Origin of the sequence: Oceanirhabdus sp. W0125-5, assembly GCF_027938815.1 — a bacterium.
Classification (GTDB): Bacteria; Bacillota; Clostridia; order Clostridiales; family Clostridiaceae; genus Oceanirhabdus.
In genome coordinates, this window is record NZ_CP115913.1 from 2,866,158 (window position 1) to 2,885,578 (window position 19,421).

A 19,421-nucleotide genomic window follows, 5' to 3' on the forward strand; every position below is an offset into this window, starting at 1 on the left:
TAATCAAAAGGAGTGATTAGATGGAATTTGACAATAATGAACAACCGTTAATTGTTGGTGGATTAAACTATGAAGAATCAACATTTGATAATATGAAATTTGTTGTTGAAGAATATGCTGAAGGAATAATATCTTTTCAAAGCAAGAAAAATGCAGAGAATTTTCTTGAGGATATTAAATGTTATATCACTGAAGATATTTTTAACACATATATGAAGATTAAAAAACCTTTTTTTTATGGAATTCTTCAAACTGATAAATATGAAATATATCTTTATGCAGAGGATTTTGTACGAGAGATGTATGAGTACAAAGATTATGAGGACAAGTTATTATCTAGTTTAAAAAATGATATTGATTAATATGTTTTTAGGAGGAGTATTTCATGAAAAAATTTTTAAAGAAAAATTTAGATGTTATAATAATTTTTGCAGTGATATTTTCAATAAAATTCTTTGTAGTTGATTTTATTCCAGTTGAAGGTCAATCTATGTATCCTACATTGAATGAGAATGATGATAGTGACAGAGTAATTCTTAATAGACTTCCTCATTATACAGAAAAGTATAATAGAGGTGATATTGTAATAATTAAAAAGAAGATTCCACAGGGAGATAGTATAATCAAGAGAATAATTGGTATTGAAGGGGATAAAGTTGAGATAAAAGAAGGGTTTGTTTATCTTAATGATGAAAAACTTAATGAAGAATACATAAATGAACAAGGTGTTACTAAACCAGATAGGGTATATATTGTGCCAGAAGGGCATGTATTTGTACTTGGAGATAATAGAATGCATAGCTCAGATAGTAGACTATACGGTTTTTTCAGTTATGATAGTATATTAGGGGAAGCAGTATTTAGAGTTAATATATTCAAATTTGAAGCAAATTCATTTTAAAAACAAAATGTATAAAACATTTTAAAGTCTATAATTCCACTTAGGGGGGGAGTTATAGGCTTTTTATCTTTATTTATTATGTGAATATAAAAGTATAAATTCATACATATCAATTATGGGATTAGGCAAAATATAGTTATATATATGATGGATGAGGTAAAAAGAATGATAAGATGGATTAGAGATGCTAGAAGAAAGTTAGCTAAAATTCCTATAAGAGTTGTGTTAAGTATGTATATTTTAGTTATAGTTGTTTTTGCAATAATATATACTAATATCCCTAGTGGGTTCTATCATGAAACTATTAGACTTGAGATTGCATATGATCGTGAGGCTGAAGAGTTTTCAAAGAAGATTTTAAAAGCAATGAAAAACAATTTTATAGAGGTATATAAGACAGAACAATTGTGTTTTGATGATATAGAGATTGATATTTCTACAATGGATGCAGGTAAAAGTTATGTGCATAGTGAAAGGGTAATAGTACCAATAAATCTTATTGTAGAAGTTAAAAACAAAGAAAGTGAAACAATAAATGAGCTAGATGACTGTGATAAAATGAAGAAAAATGAGAAGATAATTTATAAAGACTTTTTTGATATTTCTCTAAGCACAAATGCTTTAAAAATAAATGATAATTTTTTCGTACCTTTAGTTGTTACCAGTAATGTTTTTGTTCAATGCGATAATATTGATGTTGAAAAAATAAATTATAATCAATTATTTAAACATGAGGGATTCTTGTCACCTGTTATTAAAATTGATCAAGACATAGAGAATGAGATTCAAGACTTTCTCCTTGCTAGCAAAGGGTTTTCAAATGATATAAATAATCATTTTCTTAGTATGCTGTATTTGAGTGCAGTAACTATAACAACTATTGGATATGGAGATATTGTACCTATTACATTAATAACTAGAATGTTAATAACAATTGAAGCATTGGTAGGAATGACACTTATGGGTATTTTCTTAAATAATATTACTTATAGAGAATGATAAAGGGATAGAACCATAAAAATAAATGTATAATTGATAATGGAGAATGTATAATGGTGGATGTTTCTGCCAGCAGTCAGAAACTAAATTTTATTGTTCTAAAGATCACTAAGTTTTCACTCATTTTATCTAGAGATAAAATATTGTATTTTAAATACAAGGTTTCATCTAGGATGAAACGAGTAAAATTTCTTTGTACAAGTAACAATAAGGTAAAAATTTCTCGGAGAGAAATATCAATCATTATCCATTTTACATTATACATTATCAATTATGGTTTCTAAAGCAGTCTATCATGGACTGCTTTATTATTTCGCTTTACCTTTTAACTTTAATGTTGTATAATATGCTAAGTGTAATTCGAAACACGAAACATTTTTCGTAAGAAAAATGAGGAGGATGAACATGAAAAGGTTAAGCATAAAAGATAAAGGATTTATTAAGGCACTGGTAACCGTGGCAATACCAATTACTATACAGAATTTTTTTTCAACATCATTAAATTTTGTTGACAATATTATGATTGGTCGATTAGGAAAGGAAGCTATAGCTGCTGTTGGACAAGCTAATAAGCTCTTTTTTCTATTTATTTTAATTCTATTTGGTGTATACAGTGGTTCAGGAGTATTTTCAGCGCAGTTTTGGGGAAAGAAAGATATTCCAAATATAAAACGTGTACTGGGATTATCACTTATATTAGGAGGCGCTGTGAGTATTATTTTCTCACTTGCTGCTATATTAATTCCAAAGACAATAATGATTATGTTTTCTAAAGATCTTGAAGTAATCAAATTAGGAACTGAATATCTTAGATTAATAGGAATCAGTTATTTATTAACAAGTGTCACATTTGCTTATGGTATGTCAGCAAGAAGTGTTGGATTAACTCAAATTCCCATGTATGCTAGTGTGATTTCACTTATTATTAATACTGTATTAAACTACACATTTATTTTTGGTAAATTTGGATTTGAAGAAATGGGAGTTAAAGGTGCTGCTATTGCAACCTTAATTGCTAGATGTATAGAACTCTTCGTTATTTTATATCTTGTTTATAAATATAATGGAGGGACGATTATAGCAGCTAAGTTTAATGAGTTGTTTGATTTTACACTAGAGTTCGTAGGAAAGATTCTTAAAACAGCATTGCCGGTAATATTTAACGAATTTTTTTGGTCTCTGGGAATGACATTCTATGCTGTTATATACGGACGTATTAGTACAGAGGCAGTAAACTCTGTTGAAATTAGCAATACAATACTTAATTTGTTTATGATTATAGGACGAAGTATTGCAAGTGCCTCAGCTGTAATGATTGGAAATAAGATTGGTGATAATAATGTTGAAGAGGCAAATATTTATGCAAGACGTCTATGTAAACTTGGAGTTTATGTTGGTTTAATAATGGGTGTAATATTGATTATAACTGCTCCGTTGTTTGTAAATTTATTTAATGTAGAACAAGCCATAAAGAAAGATGTTATAACTATACTAGTTGTTTTAGGATTTATTTCATTCATAAAAATACTTAATGGTATTCTTGTTGTAGGTGTGTTTAGAAGTGGTGGAGAGACTGTATTTGCAATGGCATTAGATAGCGGTACAGTTTGGTTTATTGGAATTCCTATGGCCATAATTGGGGGTATTTGCTTAAAATTACCTATTCCTATTGTAATTGCTTTAGTGAATATTGAAGAGGTTGTAAAAGTTGTAATAGGTATGAAGAGGATGCTATCAAATAAATGGATTAAAAATATCGTTGATGAAATGTAGAAACTTAACCGCAGAGTCACTTTAAAGGTGATCTTGCGGTTTTTTATTCTTTATAAAATTGTACTAGTTATGCATAGATTTTTATTGTTAGTGATATAGTAAAAGGGAAATGGGTTGAATTATGGAGCTGAGTTAAGTGAAAAAAAATAATCATAAGAATCAAAGCAGAGAAAGTTATGTTGTATGGAGAGGTATCCGAAGAGTGTTACTTTTAATAAATGCTGTTGTAACTATTATTGTAGGGTCGGCTGGAATATACTTTACGTACACACAGACAAAAATATATGATAAACAAAGACAGTACATGGATATGCAGTTGCAACCACATTATAATATGGCACTTTTATATGAAAACAAGAATGAAAAGGGAATATATACAGACAATAATTTTAAAATATATAATTCAGGAGGAAATTTCTATGAATTCAATTGTGAGAATATTGTTTTCTTAAAAATTACTTATGGAAAAGACAGATATATGTTTCCTGTTAAAGGTTTTTTTGAGCTTAATAGAGAGTACTTTGGAGAAGGCGATAACTTAGTTTTTGAGGCAATTGGAAAAAATAATAATTTATTAATTGATAAATTAGTTGGTGATATTGCTCAATATGCAAAAAACCAAGGATTGAGCTTAGATATTGAGGCTGTACTATTTGTCAAAATAGAATATCAAGATATTTTTGGTGTAGATTATGTGAAATATTTCCGTGGGAATAAAGGAAGATTAATTAAAAGAGAACAAGGAGAAAAAATTTTTGAGTTACATAATGAATATTTTGAGATAAACGGTAATACGAAGAGTTACAATTTAACTAAAAATAAAATGATAAGATTTTTAGAATATGAAAAAAAGATAGATTTAAATAAATTTAAAGAATTATTTGATTTTGATAATTAAAAAACTCAGTATATTATTTAACTGAGTTTTTTTACAACTTATATAATAGTGTTTACTATAGATATTTATTAAAAATTTCAGGCTGTTTAAATAGTCTGATTAGTTTGGTCTGGGTGACTGGACTTGAACCAGCGGCCTCAGGCACCCCATACCTGCACGCTACCATCTGCGCTACACCCAGATATAAATTAAATATATTATATCAAACTTCATGTTATAAAACAACTAATGTTGTAATTTTATAGTATATTTTCCAAATGAAATGAATAATTACCTTCTATTAGATTAAACTATATTTATAGGAGTGAGATTCATGAAAAAAGTTTTTCTTTATTCAGGGGTATTTATAATTTCATATATCTTATTTTTATTTATATCATATAAAACTGCTATGTTTATTCCTATTCATAGCTATAATGATAGCGTAATAATAAGTGGGTTGTGTATTATATTTGCGACTATTGTTTTGTTTTCAATATTATTAATTGTAAAGCATTAGATAATGCAATAAAGAATCTGATACTAATATAACCATATTAAGTATCAGATTCTTTTTAGTTATTCTATAAAAGTTTTTATTTTATCTTTTAATGGAAATTCTCCAGTTGAATCCTCCAGATACTACTTTATTACTAGTTCTTTATTTGGAAGTAACTTTTTTAAAGTATTATATGAATCTTCTTTCAAATACAATATTTTAGAACTCCCATCATTATAATATAGATATATATCAGATTTATCTGAATGTTTGTAGGTTTTTATTTCATAACCATCAATATTGTTAATAGGTATACTAATAATTCCTAAGTCCATTTGAAAATCAGTATTTGCAAAATTAAGAGTATCTTTATTTATCCATATATACAATTGTTTGTAACTGAAGTCATTATTCAGTGATTCAAAATTTAGAGAGTTAATAAAGTTAATATCATCATTAGGAATACCAAGTTTTGCAAAATAATCATTGAATTTCTCATTTATATCTTCAATAAGAGACTTTCTATAGCGTAAAAATTTATAGAAAGTATATATAAAAAATAAAATGATAAATAATAAAAGCCACGCTAAAATGATAAAAAATATCATAACAATTCTCCTTGTCCTAATTAATAATAAGATAATATCACATTATGGGAGATATAACAAATATCTGTGCCATTGTTCTACAATTTGGCATAGTATATAGCATAATACGAAACAAAAGAGGAGAGGAAGGAGTATGGCAGATATCATTGTCCCAACAGATAAGGCAACAATTCAAGAAGCTGTAAATTCAGCATCCGCTGGAGACACAATAATCTTGCTACCTGGAGAATATGAAGAACAAGTGATAATTACAACAAATGATATTACCATTAGAGGGCTCACTGTAATTGGTGTAAATATACGTGGTAGTAACTCAAATGACATAGCATTTACAGTTTTAGCAGATAATATAAATTTTTATCACTTAAATATAGAGAATTACTATGTTGGAGCGTATATAAATGGAACTTCCATTAAATTTGATGAGGTGCATTTTAAAAAGTGTGGTGCCTTTGGAGTAGTTTTATCAGGTATGAATAATTCAGTAAAGAATTGTTCATTTGATGAGTGTGGATTATTTGGAATGAATGTAGGTGGAGATTGTCATAATATTTGCTGCAATTTGTTTAATAAGAATACATTGGGTTGCATTGCAAATAGCTTAGAATCATTGACAAATACAGTAATATGTAAGAATATTGCTACTGTATCCCCAGTAGGTATAAATTTAAGTCATTCCGAATCACAGTGTAATGAAATTACTCAGAACGTAATTACTACAGATACTGGATTATATATTTTTTCACCTTATACAAAAATTGATAAAAATTCATTTCAAGACTGTAAAGATGCTGCAATGATAATAAATTCTCAAAACAATGAAATAATAAACAATCTTATTTCAAATGGAAGAAATGGGATAATTGTAATTGATAAAGGTAATAAATTTGATAGACAAATTATAGGAAATATGAAAGAATCCTGTGCTACTTTTGCTGATAAAGATAATTACTTTAACTCAGGAGTACTATATAATAGTGCAATAGGTATAAGAAGTATAGATAATAGTAATCAGTTCCAAAATAATGCATTTATTAATGTTGAAAGAGATAGTGTTTTAGTGTAACTAAAGAGGTGTGATTCACACCTCTTTAGTTTGTTAACAAAGCTTAAATATATTGTTTTCACTTTGTTTCCTGTCTTTAGGCTTTTGTTATATCCTTATAATGTTTTAATGTTTTATCAACAAAACTCTGCAAAGAAGCAATATTTTCATTTAGGTTATTAATAACAGATGGTAAGACTTCGATTTTTTCGGTGCATAATTGAATGCTATCCTCAAGTGATGAAAGCTTAGAATTGAATTGGAGAATTTCAGATGATAAATCAGAATATAAATATTGTAATTTAGAAACTTCTGTTTCTAATTCATTAACTTTGTTTGACAGTTTCTCTAAATCAGTATCTACTATTATTTCAGTACTTTCAATTTCAGAACTGAACTTTAATAATATTGAAGCATAGGTGTTTGATACTGTCCAAGTTTTACCTAGATCTTCTACAGTAGTAACTCTGCCTTTTAGATAAGGGAAATGTCTAGGATCAGGGGTTGAATCCTTTGGATAGCCATCTAAGCCAAGATAAAGTCCCATATGATCAATATGAGCAGTAATTCCTTCTTTCCAATTTTTGAACTTACTATGAGCATTTGGGTCTGTATTGCTACCACCAGAAGTAGTTTTTAATCCACAAGGATTAAAATATGAAGCATCTATTCCAGCTTGACTTGGGATTCTATATAGAAAGCCAGTTTCGAGGCTCATTTGTGCAAATAATATTACAGGATTTATTTTTTTTGCTATACAATCATCCCAGTAAATATCAAGAAGTTCTTTGTAATCACTATCTAAAAATTTATCTTTAGCCCAGCTATCTATTTGAGCTTTAGAAGCAGTAGGAGCTGTTGAAATAAATTTTCCTTCAATACCTGTTAAACCTTTAAATATTGCATTTGCCATCTTTTCTCCATCAAAGAGGGTTGTGTCTCTTATAGAATCACAGAAACATCCCTCAATTAGTATAGCGGGTGCAAAAGTGTTGTTTAATACATAGAGAGAGGAGTTTTTTTTCATACCTCTGTTTGTAAAACCTAATTTTACTATTTCATTTAGTACAGGTTCCCCTAAGTTTTTACCTTTCTCACTAACATAAAATATTTCACTTCCATGTGCTTGACCATTATAATAATTAAAATGTATAGATACAACTATATCAACTTTTGCATCATTTGCACGTTGGCATCTTATTCGTAGACTATCTGTTGTAGAATGAATGTTTTTAAAATCATCTTGTGTTGGAGTGCAATCAATAACCGTTTCACCAGCAGATTTAAGTTTGTTAATCAATTTAAAAGCTACATCATTTATCATTTCCTCTTCTTTTAAAATTCCGTTAGCTCCACGGTTGTATATCGTATTGTGCCCTCTAAAAATTGCAATTTTCATAAACACAACTCCTTTGTTAAGAATTAAATGGTGTCACTATAATATATGTAGAATAATAGTAAAATGATAGAAAGATAATAGAGATTTATTATTTTTAAGATATTGAAACATTATATTATGTGCAAAATAGACAAATGTTGGTATAATTAGTATGGAGGTGAGTGGTTTATGGAGAGAAATAACATCTTAGTAATTGAAGATGATTTAAATATTAATAATATGATTAAGGAAGCTTTAATAAACGAAGGATATAATGTTGGACAGGCATTTAATGGTCAGGAAGGAATTATTAATTTTGAAGAAAATAACTATGATTTAATTTTACTTGATGTGATGATGCCAATAATAGATGGTTTAGAAACAATGAGACGGATTAGAATAAAGAGTAATGTTCCAATCATAATTTTATCAGCAAAAGGTGAAGAAACTGATAAGATAATTGGTCTTGGAATGGGTGCTGATGATTATCTTACTAAACCTTTTTCTGTTCCAGAGTTGATAGCAAGAATAAAGTGCAATATTAGAAGATGTGTCCATTATAGTGAAGAAAAGAAGCTTGAAGATAAATCAATTTACAAGTATGGTAATGTTACTTTTGACATGAATAATTACTGTGTCTATAAAGGGGAAAAAGAAGTGACTTTAACAGCTAAGGAAATGAGCATTTTAAAACTTTTTTTCAAAAGTCCAAATAGAGTATTTACAAAAGTACAGATATATGACAGTGTATGGGGAGAAGAATTTATTACTGACTATAACACTGTTACAGTGCATATGAGAAGGTTGAGAAGTAAGATAGAGGATGATCCTAATAATCCCAAATTAATAGAAACAGTATGGGGAATTGGTTATAAATTGGTGGGAATTCAAAAATGATATATATTTTAATGGTGATTATTTTAGTTTTATGTTTATTACTTTACAATGAAAGATATCATAATATTAAAATATCTAAAAAACTTAAGGAAATAATAGAAGAAGAATCAATGGAACGGTTAAAGTTTGAAAATGCTTCAAAAGATAAAAAGAAATTATTAAATAATATAAATATTCTTATGGACAAACATCAAGAAATATTCATGGAAAATAAGAAATATATTGAGCAGCATAGAAGAATGATTTCAAATATATCACATGATATTCGAACTCCTTTAACTTCATTGATTGGCTATATTGAATTATCTAAAAGTGAGGATATTAATTTAGAAAAAAGAATGGATTACTTAAATATTGCATATAGTAGAGGCATTGTTTTGAAAAATATGATTGAAGAGTTTTTCCACATGTCTAAATTAGAATCAGATGATATTGAAATTAAAATTGAAAAGGTTAATCTAAGCGAAGTATTAAGGAATAACATTATATCATTTATAAGTGATTTTGAAAAAAATCATATACATCCAGAAATCAATATTACAGAAAATGAAGTTTATATTCAAGGTGATGTAGTATGTTTAAACAGAATAATAGCTAATTTGATATCCAATAGCATAAAATATGGATATGAAGGTAAGATGATAGGAATAGAGCTTTCAGAGGATAATGAAGCGGTGGTGTTAAAAATCTGGGATAAAGGAAAAGGAATACATAAGGAGGAACTTCCATTTATTTTTGAACGTTTATATACAGGAGAAAAATCTAGGAATAGAAAACTTCAAGGTAGTGGATTAGGACTTGCAATAACAAAAAATCTTGTAGAAAAAATGAGTGGAAATATTACAGTTGAAAGTACACCATTTGAACGAACTACGTTCACTGTTACTTTTAACAAAAAATAAGCAGACAATAGTCTGCTTATTTTATTTATTATTATTGGATAGAAAATTAAGTATATATAGCTATACAATGAGAATATAATTTAAATAACTAGTATATAAGGAAAACATTAAAAATAGAGGTAATAATCTTTAAGATAAGCTGATTTAAATATTAAATAAAGGAGAGGAGAGAAGGTGAATTTTATTAAGCATTAAATCATAGTATCTCTATAACGCATTTGCATATAATGTAACAGTAAATATTGAACCAATAAATATAAGGGTGATATAGAATGAAAAAAATTTTAGCTTTAGGAAATATTTTATTATCAAATGGTGGGGTTACAATTTATTTAGCAGATTATTTGGATAAAGAATTTAATGCCTTAGGATATGAAGTAATTAAATGTGAAAATGATATAAGATGTGCTTTAAGTTGTATTGAAGAAGATGATGAAATTATTATAATGGATGCTTCATTTACAGGGGATGACTCGGGACGAATACACACTATGAATTTAGAAGATTATGAAACAGAATATTTCAAAAACAAAGCATACTCTCAAAGTAATATAATCTTTGATTATATATTTAAGAAAAATAAAAAGATTAGAGGCAAAGTTATTTTAATTGAGGTATGTAATATGGAACTTAACGATAGATTAAGTAAGATGGTGGTTGAGAGCTTTGAAAAGGTTGCATTAACTGTTTTAGAGGAAGTTAAAAAAATAGAGAATAGAGATTAAAGATTAAAGAACAAAGAACAAATGAGGTTGATATTCTTCATACTTCAGAATATCTTGATTATAGTTTAATTATTTTTGATTCAATATAAGTAAAAGTGGTATCTCAAGGGTTAGAGTTTTCTATTTTGAGGTATCGCTTTTTTCTTTATAAAAAATTAAAATATCTACATAGAATTAAATGGTATAATTGTTATATTATATAATATGGAGGTTTGTATGAAAAAGGCAATTATAATATTAGTAATATTATTGGGAGTTTTTGGTCAAAGGGTATTTGCTGGAGATCCAGAGTGTTTGATGATGTATGGGAATCAAGAAGTTCTGGTTTTAGGAGAAATAGTTGAAATTAATAATGAGATAGTGACTCTTGAAGTTAGTCACAAATTACAAGGAGAGTGTAACGACACAATAAAAATAAGATCTTTTGATAAATTTTGGATTACTTCTTATGAACCTAATGTTGGAGATTATTGTTTGATTTCATTAGATACTAAAAATTCTATATACATAATTAAGCAAGGGGTTTACAAAACAGATACTGATGATTATAGCACCCTTAAGACTATAAAGAGATCTGATGGGAAATTTGAGGATGTCTTAACAACAATTGATTGGTTCGTTAATAGTAACGGAAAGTATAAAGAATTTTATTTTGAGTCCAGTAAAGTATATTTAAAAAAAGAAAATGGAGAAGAAATTCAAGTTTATCCTGACATTAATGAGGATAAAGAAAACGTGGGTATTAATACTAAGAATACTAAAGAATCAAAGAGCAGTAATGAAGGTAGTGAAATGACAGATAGAACACAGAAAGTTGAAAGTAAAAAGATTCAAAAGAATAATCTTGGTATATCTATGGGAGTTATAGTATTTTTAGGAACAGTACTTATTATCTTAAAAAAATATAATAAGAAATTATAGTTATATTCAATACTTACGGGGAGTTAAATATGAAAAATACCGATAAACAGTAAAAGTATTCCTGTTTATCGGTATTTTATTACTTATTAAAAACTACCATTCCTACTAAACCAGGACCGCTATGTACACCTGATACCGGGCTGATTGAACCAATGAGTTCCACAAATCCCTGTTGAAATTCTTCACTATATTTTTTAAGTTCATCATACACATATTGAACCTCTTTTTTAGCATAACCATCCATAAGTACAATTTTAGTATTTTCTTTAAGCTTTGATTTACCTATTTCAATTATCTTTTTTAAGGATTGTTTCTTTCCTCTTATTTTATCAACAGTAAAATATTTTCCATCTTCACCAACTGATATAATTGGTTTGATTTTAAGTAATTCACCGATAGTACCAGAAACTCTTCCTATTCGGCCGCCTCTTTTAAGATACTCTAATGTATCAACTACAAAATATACTTCAAGTTTCTTTCTAAATTCTTCAATTTTTTCTTTTATAGTATCAAAGGGTGTTTGAGAGGTTATAAGTTTAGCACTCTCTTCAACTAAAAGTCCTTCTCCACAAGATATTGATTTTGAATCAAATATAAAACTTTGAATTTTGGGATATTCCTTTGAAACTAAACTTAGAGCATTGTAAATTCCTGATAAACCACTTGATAAAAGGATAGCAATTACATGTGTAAAACCTTGTTCTTGAAGGCTAATATAGACGTCATGCATCTTTTTTAATGGAGGTAATGAGGATGTAGGAACTTCTTTTTGAAGATTTTCATAAACTTCATTAGCTTTTATATCGACTCCATCAAGGTATTCTCTATCTTTATAAATAATTCTAAAAGGTAATACTGTAATGTTATATTTTTTTATAGTTTCTTCAGTTAAGTCAGCTGTGCTATCGGTTATTAAAGCAATTTTTTCCATAAAAATTCCTCCGTTTTGGGTTATTATATATTATTCTCCTATATAAAGTATAATACATTTTAGAAAAAATAACCAATATTTAAAATAAAAATTACATTTAATTAAAATTTTAGATAATACATAGTGAAATTTAATTTATTTGTCTCACAAAATCGCAGTACACCATAAACCTAGCATAAATTTAGTTTTGGTCTAAATAACTATATTTAGGGAATTATAGTTATTATAAATATTAAAAAAGAGAGAATAATAATAAAGAAATTAAGAGAAAGTAAAATAATCATAAAAATAAATTGGTCTCTTGAGGTAAGTTTGCTATAATCTACTTATATCAAAAAATAGACTATGGAGTGATAATATGAATAATGAAGCGCTTTTTCCAGTTGTATTAGAGGAAAAGTATGGATACATAAATTGTAAAGGAGAAATTAAAATTGAGCCTAACTATGATAATGCAGATGAATTCATTGACGGATATGCTGTTGTAACTAAGGATGGCAAAAAGGCAATGATTGATATGGAAGGCAATATTGTAATAGACTTTAAATATGATGATTTGTCATATTTATGTGAAGGATTATGTAGAGCTAAAAAAAATTATAGAATGGGATATATCAATATTCAAGGAGAAGAGATTATTCCATTTGAATATAATGATGCATATGATTTTAACGATGGTTTAGCTTTGGTTCAGCATGGTGGCAAACTTGGTTATATTAATACTAATGGTGATGCAGTTATAGATTTTAAGTATGATTATGCACAAAGTTTTAGTGAAGGGTTAGCTGCAGTAGCTGTTGATAATAGGTATGGTTACATAAATACTAAAGGTGAAATAGAAATTCCTTGTAAGTTTATTCATGCAGGAGATTTTTCAGAGGGATTAGCGGGAGTAGAAGTAAGGAATGGTTACGGATACATAAATAAAGAAGCGGAAATGGTAATTGATCCTGATTACGATTTTTGTGATGAATTTAGCAACGGATATGCAGTTGTTGAGAGAGACGGTTTATTTGGAATGATTGATAAAGAAGGAGAATTGATTATTCCTATTGAATATGAGGATCTTGATAATATAAGTGAAGAACTTATTCCAGCTATGAAAAACAATAAGTGGGGTCATATCAATAAAAACAATGAGGTTGTTATACCTTTTGCATATGCTGAGGCTTATGGATTTGAGTGTGGAATTAGTGCAGTGGAAAGAAAAGGGAAGATAGGATATATTGATAAAGAGGATATTTATATCTGGAAACCTCAGAAATAAATTAGGAAATATCTTTAAAACTATAGAAAAGTATGATATAATTTGTAAAAAGTGTAAATTAAGATGAAGGGGGATAACCATGAGCGTAATACTATTGAACATTTAAACTTGGGAAAAAACATAATAATAGTATTTAAAACTCTATGTAGTGAGGTTTATTTGCTATGCCCAATTTACTAATTCAATATGTATTTATGGTTATTTCATTTTCATTTATAAATCTATAAAAAATTCTTTTCAATAAAGATAGGTAATTTAATTATCGTAATCTTTGTGTGTTTTTTGTGGAATATATTGAAGTTTAAAATAACCTTATGAGCTGCTGCTTGTAAGGTTTTAATATTTATATAATGAATTTAACGTTGGGGAAGATAATAAAAAGTAAGGGGTATGAGGTATGAAAATAAACAAAAAATTGAATGTTTTTGAATATTTCAAGCTGTTGAGGAAATATTTAAAAAAGCAAAAAGGCAGCATAATTTTACTTTGTATAATCATGATTGTAACAATTTTGTTAGAACTGGTGAATCCTCAAATTATGGGGGAATTTATCGATGGTGCTAAAGAAGGAAAAGGAGCAGAAGGATTACTCATGTTTGCAATTTTATTTATTATTTTTGCATTTTGTAAACAGATTCTTGCAATAGCTTCAACATATATGGCTCAAAATATTGGGTGGATCTCAACTAATAATTTAAGAATAGACTTGATGGAACATTGTTTAGGATTAGATATGTCCTTTCATAAGGGACAAAAGACAGGGGAATTAATCGAAAGAATTGATGGAGATATAACGGCTTTATTTAATTTCTTTTCAAAATTTATCATTAAAATTTTAGGTAATATTATCTTAATTATGGGAATTTTAATTGTTATGTTTATAAAAAGTCCTCTAATTGGATTTGTAACATTTATACTAGTACTTTGCGCTTTTAAAGTTTTTAGTATGATGCAAAAAATTGCAGTTGGCAAATGGAAAACTATCAGGAAAAAGAATGCAGAATTATATGGTATCGTAGGTGAATTTATAGCAAGTACTGAGGACATAAAATCAAGTGGTGCAGTAAATTATGTCCTTCACTCATTTCATAATTTTATAAATAAATTTTTTCCCTTTACAAGAGATGGGGAGATGATGTACATGAAAATGTGGGGAACCTCTATTGTGATATTTACTTTTGTAAATATTTCTATACTAGGACTAGGTGGATGGTTGTTTGTAAAGGGGGATATTTCTATAGGTACATTGTATGTGCTTTTTCATTACTCAAACCTTATTGCTAGACCTATAGAGAACATAAGGAGAGAATTTCAAGACCTTCAGAAAGCTGGAGCAAGCATTAAACGTATTGATGAATTATTAGCAGTTAAAAGTAAGTTAGATGATGGAATAGAAGTTTTGAAAAATAAAGATAAGATATCACTAACATTAAAAGATGTTTACTTTGGTTATGATGAAGGGGAAAATGTATTAGAGGAAATCAATTTTTCCCTTGAAAGTGGAAAAATTCTAGGAGTTCTTGGAAGGACAGGGAGTGGAAAAACAACATTGGCTAGGTTGATTGTCAGATTATACGATATTACTGGTGGTAATATTAAACTGAATAATCAAGAAGTTAGAGACATTAAGCTACAAGAAATAAGGAATAAGATAGCATATGTTACGCAGGATGTACAGCTTTTTCAAGGAACTATAAGAGAGAACATTACTCTTTTTGATAAAAGTATAGATGATGAAGTAATTTATAATATCATAGATGATATCGGATTAAGAAAATGGCTTGATAATCTTCCAGATGGGTTGAATACAATGTTAAGCTCTGAAGGAAGTGGACTATCAGCAGGTGAATCTCAACTAATTGCATTTATTAGAGTGTTCTTAAAAAATCCTTCATTAGTAATACTTGATGAGGCATCTTCTAGACTTGATCCAGCAACAGAAGATATGATGGAAAATGCACTGAATAAGCTTCTTAAGAATAGGACATGCATAATAATTGCCCATAGATTAAGTACTATAAAGAGGGCAGATGAGATTCTAATTCTTGAAAAAGGGAAAATACTTGAATATGGAGATAGAATGAGACTTCTAAAAGATAAAGACTCAAGACTTTCGGAATTGTACAAGTATGGTATTGAGGAGGTGTTAGTTTAATGGAAAAGATGCAGAGTAATGATAGAGGAAATATTAAAATTTTTAAACTTATATGGGAGTTAATAAAATATAGACCCTTTCTTTATCTTTTAAATAATATTTTTTGGATTACCATACATGTAACACCTATTTTCATGGGGCTATTATTGAAATATACATTTGAATATATTGAAGGAGAATCTACATTTAAATATGGCTTAAATGGGTTGATTATAGGTATAATAGCTTTTACAATCGTTAAATTGGTTTTGATTTATTATGGATTTGTTACGGATATACTTCATAGATTCTCAATATCTGGAGTACTAAGATTTAATATTTTGGAAGAAATAATGAAAAAACCTGGAGCAAAAGCTGTACCAAAAGCTATAGGAGAAGTAATGAATACTTATAGAGATGATGTTAATCAGATAACTGATTCTATAAGTTGGTTTATTGATGGTATAGGTGCAGTTGTTTTTTCCGTAATTTCACTAATTATCCTTATGAAAATTAATTTAAAGATGACTGTGTTAGTATATGCACCATTAGTGGTGATTGTTACCATTGCAAAATCAACAACAAATAAAATTAAAAGGTATAGAGAAGAAGCAAGAAAAGCTACTAGTATGGTAAATGGTGCAATGGGAGAGATGTTTAATTCTGTTCAAGCAATACAATTAGCTTGTAAAGAAAAGAATATGCTGGAACACTTGAAGTCATTAAATAATAACAGAAAAAAGGCAATGATAAAGGATTCTTTACTGAATCAATTGTTACAGTCCATATTTGAAAATACAATCAGTATTGGAACTGGGTTAATTCTGCTTGTTGCAGGTTCAGCAATAAAATCAGAGACATTTACAGTGGGGGACTTCACACTTTTTGTATATTTTTTGCAATTTGTAACTGATAAAGCAATATTTTTTGGAGAAATATTGGCACATTATTTTCAAACAGGCGTTGCTTTTAAAAAAATAAATGATATAACTGAAGGAAGCTATGAAAGTCTAGTTAAGCATTCAACATTATATATTAAAGAAAAACCTGAAATCAAAGCATATAATTCAATTAAATTACAAGAAGAATTAGATGAATTAGATGAATTAGAAGTAAAAGATTTAACATATCGATATAATGATACATCAGGTGGTATTGAGAATATCTCATTTAATATAAAAAAAGGTTCATTCACATTAATCACTGGAAGAATAGGGTGTGGTAAAACAACTCTTTTAAGGACAATGTTAGGGCTATTACCTAAACAAAATGGAGAAGTCTTGTGGAATGGAAACAAGGTGGATAATGATGTTTTTTTTACACCGCCAGTTTGTGCATATACCGCTCAAGTACCATATCTATTGAGTGAAACTGTAAGTGAGAACCTTCTATTAGGATTAAATAAAAGTGAAGAGCAGATAAATGGAGCAATATACTCAGCTGTTTTTGAAAAGGATGTTCATAATCTTGAAAAAGGATTAGATACAATTGTTGGATCAAAAGGGGTTAAGTTGTCTGGTGGTCAGAAGCAGAGAGTAGCTGCTGCACGTATGTTCTTAAGAGATTCACAATTATATGTATTTGACGATATTTCAAGTGCATTAGATGTTGAAACAGAGGGAAAACTTTGGGATAGATTATTTAACTTAAATAACAAAACATGTTTAGCTGTGTCAAATAGAAAAGTAGCATTAAAAAGAGCAGATAATATTATTGTTTTAAAAGATGGGTTTATTGAAGCACAAGGAACCTTTGAAGAGTTACTTAACAACTCTGAGGAATTTAGAGCAATTGTAAATGTTAAATAAGATTTAAAATATTTTAAAATAAGATTTTAAAAAAGGGGAGAATAGTTTATTCTCTCCTTCTTAAATGGTAAATATAATTATAATTACTAATATTAAGTATTATATTGTTAAAATGTTAACGTGAATATTATAGAAAAAATCTATTATTCACCCCTCTAATTATTTTAAATAGCAATAGTTACCTCTTAAATTCTCAATATTTCTCTATTTATCTACAAATATTGATAAGAATATTGAAAAAATTATGAACATTATATAAAATATAAGCATAGGTTGTTAAAAAAATATCTATATTTGGGAGGTTATAAAAATGCTAGATTTTTTTAAAAGTATTAGTGATTTTGTTTGGGGACCGCCATTATTAATTTTACTTGTAGGAACTGGACTTTATTTAACATTAAGACTAGGCGTACTACAAATTATTAAACTACCATTAGCATTAAAGTACTTGTTTTCAAAAGAAGAAGGGCTTGAAGATGATGACGCTAAAGGAGATGTATCAAGCTTTGCAGCGTTATGTACAGCATTAGCAGCTACAATTGGAACAGGAAATATCGTTGGGGTTGCGACAGCAATCAAACTGGGGGGGCCAGGAGCGTTATTTTGGATGTGGCTAGCTGCCTTCTTTGGAATGGCAACAAAATATGCCGAAGGATTACTTGCTGTTAAATACAGAGTAACAGATGAAAATGGTAATCAGTCAGGTGGACCAATGTATTACCTTGAAAGAGGGTTAAAGCATAAGAAATTAGGTAAATTTCTTGGGTCAATGTTTGCTGTATTTGGAGTAGGAGTTGCTTTCTTTGGAATAGGTACATTCCCACAAATTAATGCAATAACAGAAGGAATGAAAGCTGGGTTTAATATTCCTATTTTTATAACTGGAATAGTATTAACTTTAGCTGTAGCTCTTGTTACATTAGGTGGAATTAAAAAAATATCTAAAGTAGCAGAATTTATAGTACCATTTATGGCTGTGTTATACATTTTTGGAGCGTTAATTATACTTATATCAAACGCATCAGCTACAGGGGAAGCATTTAAATTAGTAATACATAGCGCGTTTAATGGACAAGCTGCTGTAGGAGGTTTTGCTGGTGCAGGAATAGCTCTTGCTATTAGAGCTGGTGTGGCTAGAGGAGTATTCTCTAACGAATCAGGTCTTGGAAGTGCACCGATAGCAGCCGCAGCTGCTAAAACTAAGTCATGTGTTAGACAAGGATTGATTTCAATGACAGGAACATTTATTGATACAATAATTGTATGTACAATGACAGGACTAGTTTTAATTCAATCAGGTTTATGGAGTGACGCTGGTCTAGAAGGAACAGCATTAACAAGCGCAGCATTTAAAAGCGGATTACCTATTGAAGCAATAGGCGGATTCATAGTTACCTTTGGAATTCTATTCTTTGCCTTTACTACAATCTTAGGATGGAACTACTATGGTGAGAGATGTACTGAGTATCTATTTGGTGTAAAAGCAATTAAATGGTATAAAATTATATTTATAGGGATTGTAGCTGTAGGACCATTCTTAAAACTAGAGCTTATCTGGACAATTGCAGATATAGTTAATGGATTGATGGCTATACCTAATCTTATTGGATTACTAGCTTTAAGTGGAGTAGTTATAGGTGAAACAAGAAAATTCTTTAAAGAAAAGAAAGAGCAAGAAAAAGGAATAAAAGCATAATAAATAATCTCTAATTATATAAATAAATCAAATGAATGGTCAAAGGTTTTTAATAAAATC

The 19,421-nt window shown here is 28.6% G+C and carries 18 protein-coding genes and 1 tRNA gene; 15 read left to right on the forward strand and 4 right to left on the reverse strand.

Annotation, left to right across the window (positions count from 1 at the left end; genetic code table 11):
* The first annotated feature begins 20 nt into the window (after nt 1–20).
* The 5 genes from OW730_RS13170 (at nt 21) to OW730_RS13190 (ending at nt 4,571) form a co-directional block, all read left to right on the forward strand.
* Entirely contained in the window at nt 21–362 is a 342-nt protein-coding gene (locus OW730_RS13170) for a hypothetical protein (RefSeq protein ID WP_271229474.1), read from the forward strand.
* Nucleotides 363–385: 23 nt separating this feature from the next.
* Nucleotides 386–901, forward strand: coding sequence for a signal peptidase I (gene lepB, locus OW730_RS13175; protein ID WP_271229475.1), 516 nt, complete (start codon nt 386–388; stop codon nt 899–901).
* Nucleotides 902–1,066: 165 nt separating this feature from the next.
* The gene (locus OW730_RS13180; protein WP_271229476.1) at nt 1,067–1,900 is read left to right on the forward strand and encodes a potassium channel family protein; all 834 of its coding nucleotides are present in this window, start codon (nt 1,067–1,069) and stop codon (nt 1,898–1,900) included.
* A 405-nt stretch (nt 1,901–2,305) separates the two neighbouring features.
* Nucleotides 2,306–3,673: an MATE family efflux transporter gene (locus OW730_RS13185; RefSeq protein ID WP_271229477.1), complete on the forward strand. Its 1,368-nt coding sequence runs from the start codon at nt 2,306–2,308 to the stop codon at nt 3,671–3,673.
* A gap of 136 nt (nt 3,674–3,809) precedes the next feature.
* A complete protein-coding gene (locus OW730_RS13190; protein WP_271229478.1) occupies nt 3,810–4,571 on the forward strand; it encodes a hypothetical protein in 762 nt (253 codons plus the stop codon).
* A gap of 105 nt (nt 4,572–4,676) precedes the next feature.
* Here OW730_RS13190 and OW730_RS13195 read toward each other — a convergent pair.
* Nucleotides 4,677–4,752, reverse strand: a tRNA-Pro gene (locus OW730_RS13195).
* A gap of 132 nt (nt 4,753–4,884) precedes the next feature.
* On the opposite strand from OW730_RS13195, the gene OW730_RS13200 reads away from it, so the two are divergent.
* Nucleotides 4,885–5,070 carry a hypothetical protein gene (locus OW730_RS13200; protein WP_271229479.1) on the forward strand — a complete coding sequence of 62 codons (186 nt, stop codon included), beginning with the start codon at nt 4,885–4,887 and terminating at the stop codon, nt 5,068–5,070.
* 122 nt (nt 5,071–5,192) lie between these two features.
* Here the strand turns inward: OW730_RS13200 and OW730_RS13205 are convergent, their stop codons facing one another.
* Entirely contained in the window at nt 5,193–5,657 is a 465-nt protein-coding gene (locus tag OW730_RS13205; RefSeq protein ID WP_271229480.1) for a hypothetical protein, read from the reverse strand.
* Between the two features lie 133 nt (nt 5,658–5,790).
* On the opposite strand from OW730_RS13205, the gene OW730_RS13210 reads away from it, so the two are divergent.
* Nucleotides 5,791–6,723: a NosD domain-containing protein gene (locus tag OW730_RS13210; protein WP_271229481.1), complete on the forward strand. Its 933-nt coding sequence runs from the start codon at nt 5,791–5,793 to the stop codon at nt 6,721–6,723.
* Between the two features lie 76 nt (nt 6,724–6,799).
* Here OW730_RS13210 and OW730_RS13215 read toward each other — a convergent pair whose 3' ends face one another.
* Nucleotides 6,800–8,101, reverse strand: a complete 1,302-nt coding sequence (locus tag OW730_RS13215; protein ID WP_271229482.1) for an N-acetylmuramoyl-L-alanine amidase — start codon at nt 8,099–8,101, stop codon at nt 6,800–6,802.
* Nucleotides 8,102–8,269: 168 nt separating this feature from the next.
* Between OW730_RS13215 and OW730_RS13220 the strand changes: the two genes are divergently transcribed.
* From OW730_RS13220 to OW730_RS13235, 4 genes are all read left to right on the forward strand, one after another.
* Complete coding sequence (locus OW730_RS13220) at nt 8,270–8,977, forward strand: response regulator transcription factor (RefSeq protein ID WP_271229483.1); 708 nt, start codon at nt 8,270–8,272, stop codon at nt 8,975–8,977.
* The gene (locus tag OW730_RS13225; RefSeq protein WP_271229484.1) at nt 8,974–9,879 is read left to right on the forward strand and encodes a sensor histidine kinase; all 906 of its coding nucleotides are present in this window, start codon (nt 8,974–8,976) and stop codon (nt 9,877–9,879) included. The genes OW730_RS13220 and OW730_RS13225 overlap by 4 nt, the downstream gene beginning before the upstream one ends.
* 272 nt (nt 9,880–10,151) lie before the next feature.
* Entirely contained in the window at nt 10,152–10,604 is a 453-nt protein-coding gene (locus tag OW730_RS13230; protein ID WP_271229485.1) for a hydrogenase maturation protease, read from the forward strand.
* A gap of 216 nt (nt 10,605–10,820) precedes the next feature.
* A complete protein-coding gene (locus OW730_RS13235) occupies nt 10,821–11,525 on the forward strand; it encodes a hypothetical protein (protein ID WP_271229486.1) in 705 nt (234 codons plus the stop codon).
* 79 nt (nt 11,526–11,604) lie between these two features.
* Here OW730_RS13235 and OW730_RS13240 read toward each other — a convergent pair whose 3' ends face one another.
* The gene (locus tag OW730_RS13240) at nt 11,605–12,456 is read right to left on the reverse strand and encodes a DegV family protein (protein ID WP_271229487.1); all 852 of its coding nucleotides are present in this window, start codon (nt 12,454–12,456) and stop codon (nt 11,605–11,607) included.
* 358 nt (nt 12,457–12,814) lie between these two features.
* Here OW730_RS13240 and OW730_RS13245 point away from each other — a divergent pair, with 358 nt between their 5' ends.
* From OW730_RS13245 to OW730_RS13260, 4 genes are all read left to right on the forward strand, one after another.
* Entirely contained in the window at nt 12,815–13,723 is a 909-nt protein-coding gene (locus OW730_RS13245; protein ID WP_271229488.1) for a WG repeat-containing protein, read from the forward strand.
* A gap of 397 nt (nt 13,724–14,120) precedes the next feature.
* Nucleotides 14,121–15,878, forward strand: a complete 1,758-nt coding sequence (locus OW730_RS13250) for an ABC transporter ATP-binding protein (RefSeq protein ID WP_271229489.1) — start codon at nt 14,121–14,123, stop codon at nt 15,876–15,878.
* Nucleotides 15,878–17,665, forward strand: a complete 1,788-nt coding sequence (locus OW730_RS13255) for an ABC transporter ATP-binding protein (protein WP_271229490.1) — start codon at nt 15,878–15,880, stop codon at nt 17,663–17,665. Before OW730_RS13250 ends, OW730_RS13255 begins: the two co-directional genes overlap by 1 nt.
* A 310-nt stretch (nt 17,666–17,975) precedes the next feature.
* Complete coding sequence (locus OW730_RS13260) at nt 17,976–19,361, forward strand: alanine/glycine:cation symporter family protein (RefSeq protein ID WP_271229491.1); 1,386 nt, start codon at nt 17,976–17,978, stop codon at nt 19,359–19,361.
* Nucleotides 19,362–19,421: the final 60 nt, after the last annotated feature.

Coding starts and splice junctions, on each gene's coding strand:
- OW730_RS13170 (WP_271229474.1), top strand. CDS start 21: ATGGAATTTGACAATAATGAACAACCGTTAATTGTTGGTGGATTAAAC.
- lepB (WP_271229475.1), top strand. CDS start 386: ATGAAAAAATTTTTAAAGAAAAATTTAGATGTTATAATAATTTTTGCA.
- OW730_RS13180 (WP_271229476.1), top strand. CDS start 1,067: ATGATAAGATGGATTAGAGATGCTAGAAGAAAGTTAGCTAAAATTCCT.
- OW730_RS13185 (WP_271229477.1), top strand. CDS start 2,306: ATGAAAAGGTTAAGCATAAAAGATAAAGGATTTATTAAGGCACTGGTA.
- OW730_RS13200 (WP_271229479.1), top strand. CDS start 4,885: ATGAAAAAAGTTTTTCTTTATTCAGGGGTATTTATAATTTCATATATC.
- OW730_RS13205 (WP_271229480.1), bottom strand. CDS start 5,657: ATGATATTTTTTATCATTTTAGCGTGGCTTTTATTATTTATCATTTTA.
- OW730_RS13210 (WP_271229481.1), top strand. CDS start 5,791: ATGGCAGATATCATTGTCCCAACAGATAAGGCAACAATTCAAGAAGCT.
- OW730_RS13215 (WP_271229482.1), bottom strand. CDS start 8,101: ATGAAAATTGCAATTTTTAGAGGGCACAATACGATATACAACCGTGGA.
- OW730_RS13220 (WP_271229483.1), top strand. CDS start 8,270: ATGGAGAGAAATAACATCTTAGTAATTGAAGATGATTTAAATATTAAT.
- OW730_RS13225 (WP_271229484.1), top strand. CDS start 8,974: ATGATATATATTTTAATGGTGATTATTTTAGTTTTATGTTTATTACTT.
- OW730_RS13230 (WP_271229485.1), top strand. CDS start 10,152: ATGAAAAAAATTTTAGCTTTAGGAAATATTTTATTATCAAATGGTGGG.
- OW730_RS13235 (WP_271229486.1), top strand. CDS start 10,821: ATGAAAAAGGCAATTATAATATTAGTAATATTATTGGGAGTTTTTGGT.
- OW730_RS13240 (WP_271229487.1), bottom strand. CDS start 12,456: ATGGAAAAAATTGCTTTAATAACCGATAGCACAGCTGACTTAACTGAA.
- OW730_RS13245 (WP_271229488.1), top strand. CDS start 12,815: ATGAATAATGAAGCGCTTTTTCCAGTTGTATTAGAGGAAAAGTATGGA.
- OW730_RS13250 (WP_271229489.1), top strand. CDS start 14,121: ATGAAAATAAACAAAAAATTGAATGTTTTTGAATATTTCAAGCTGTTG.
- OW730_RS13255 (WP_271229490.1), top strand. CDS start 15,878: ATGGAAAAGATGCAGAGTAATGATAGAGGAAATATTAAAATTTTTAAA.
- OW730_RS13260 (WP_271229491.1), top strand. CDS start 17,976: ATGCTAGATTTTTTTAAAAGTATTAGTGATTTTGTTTGGGGACCGCCA.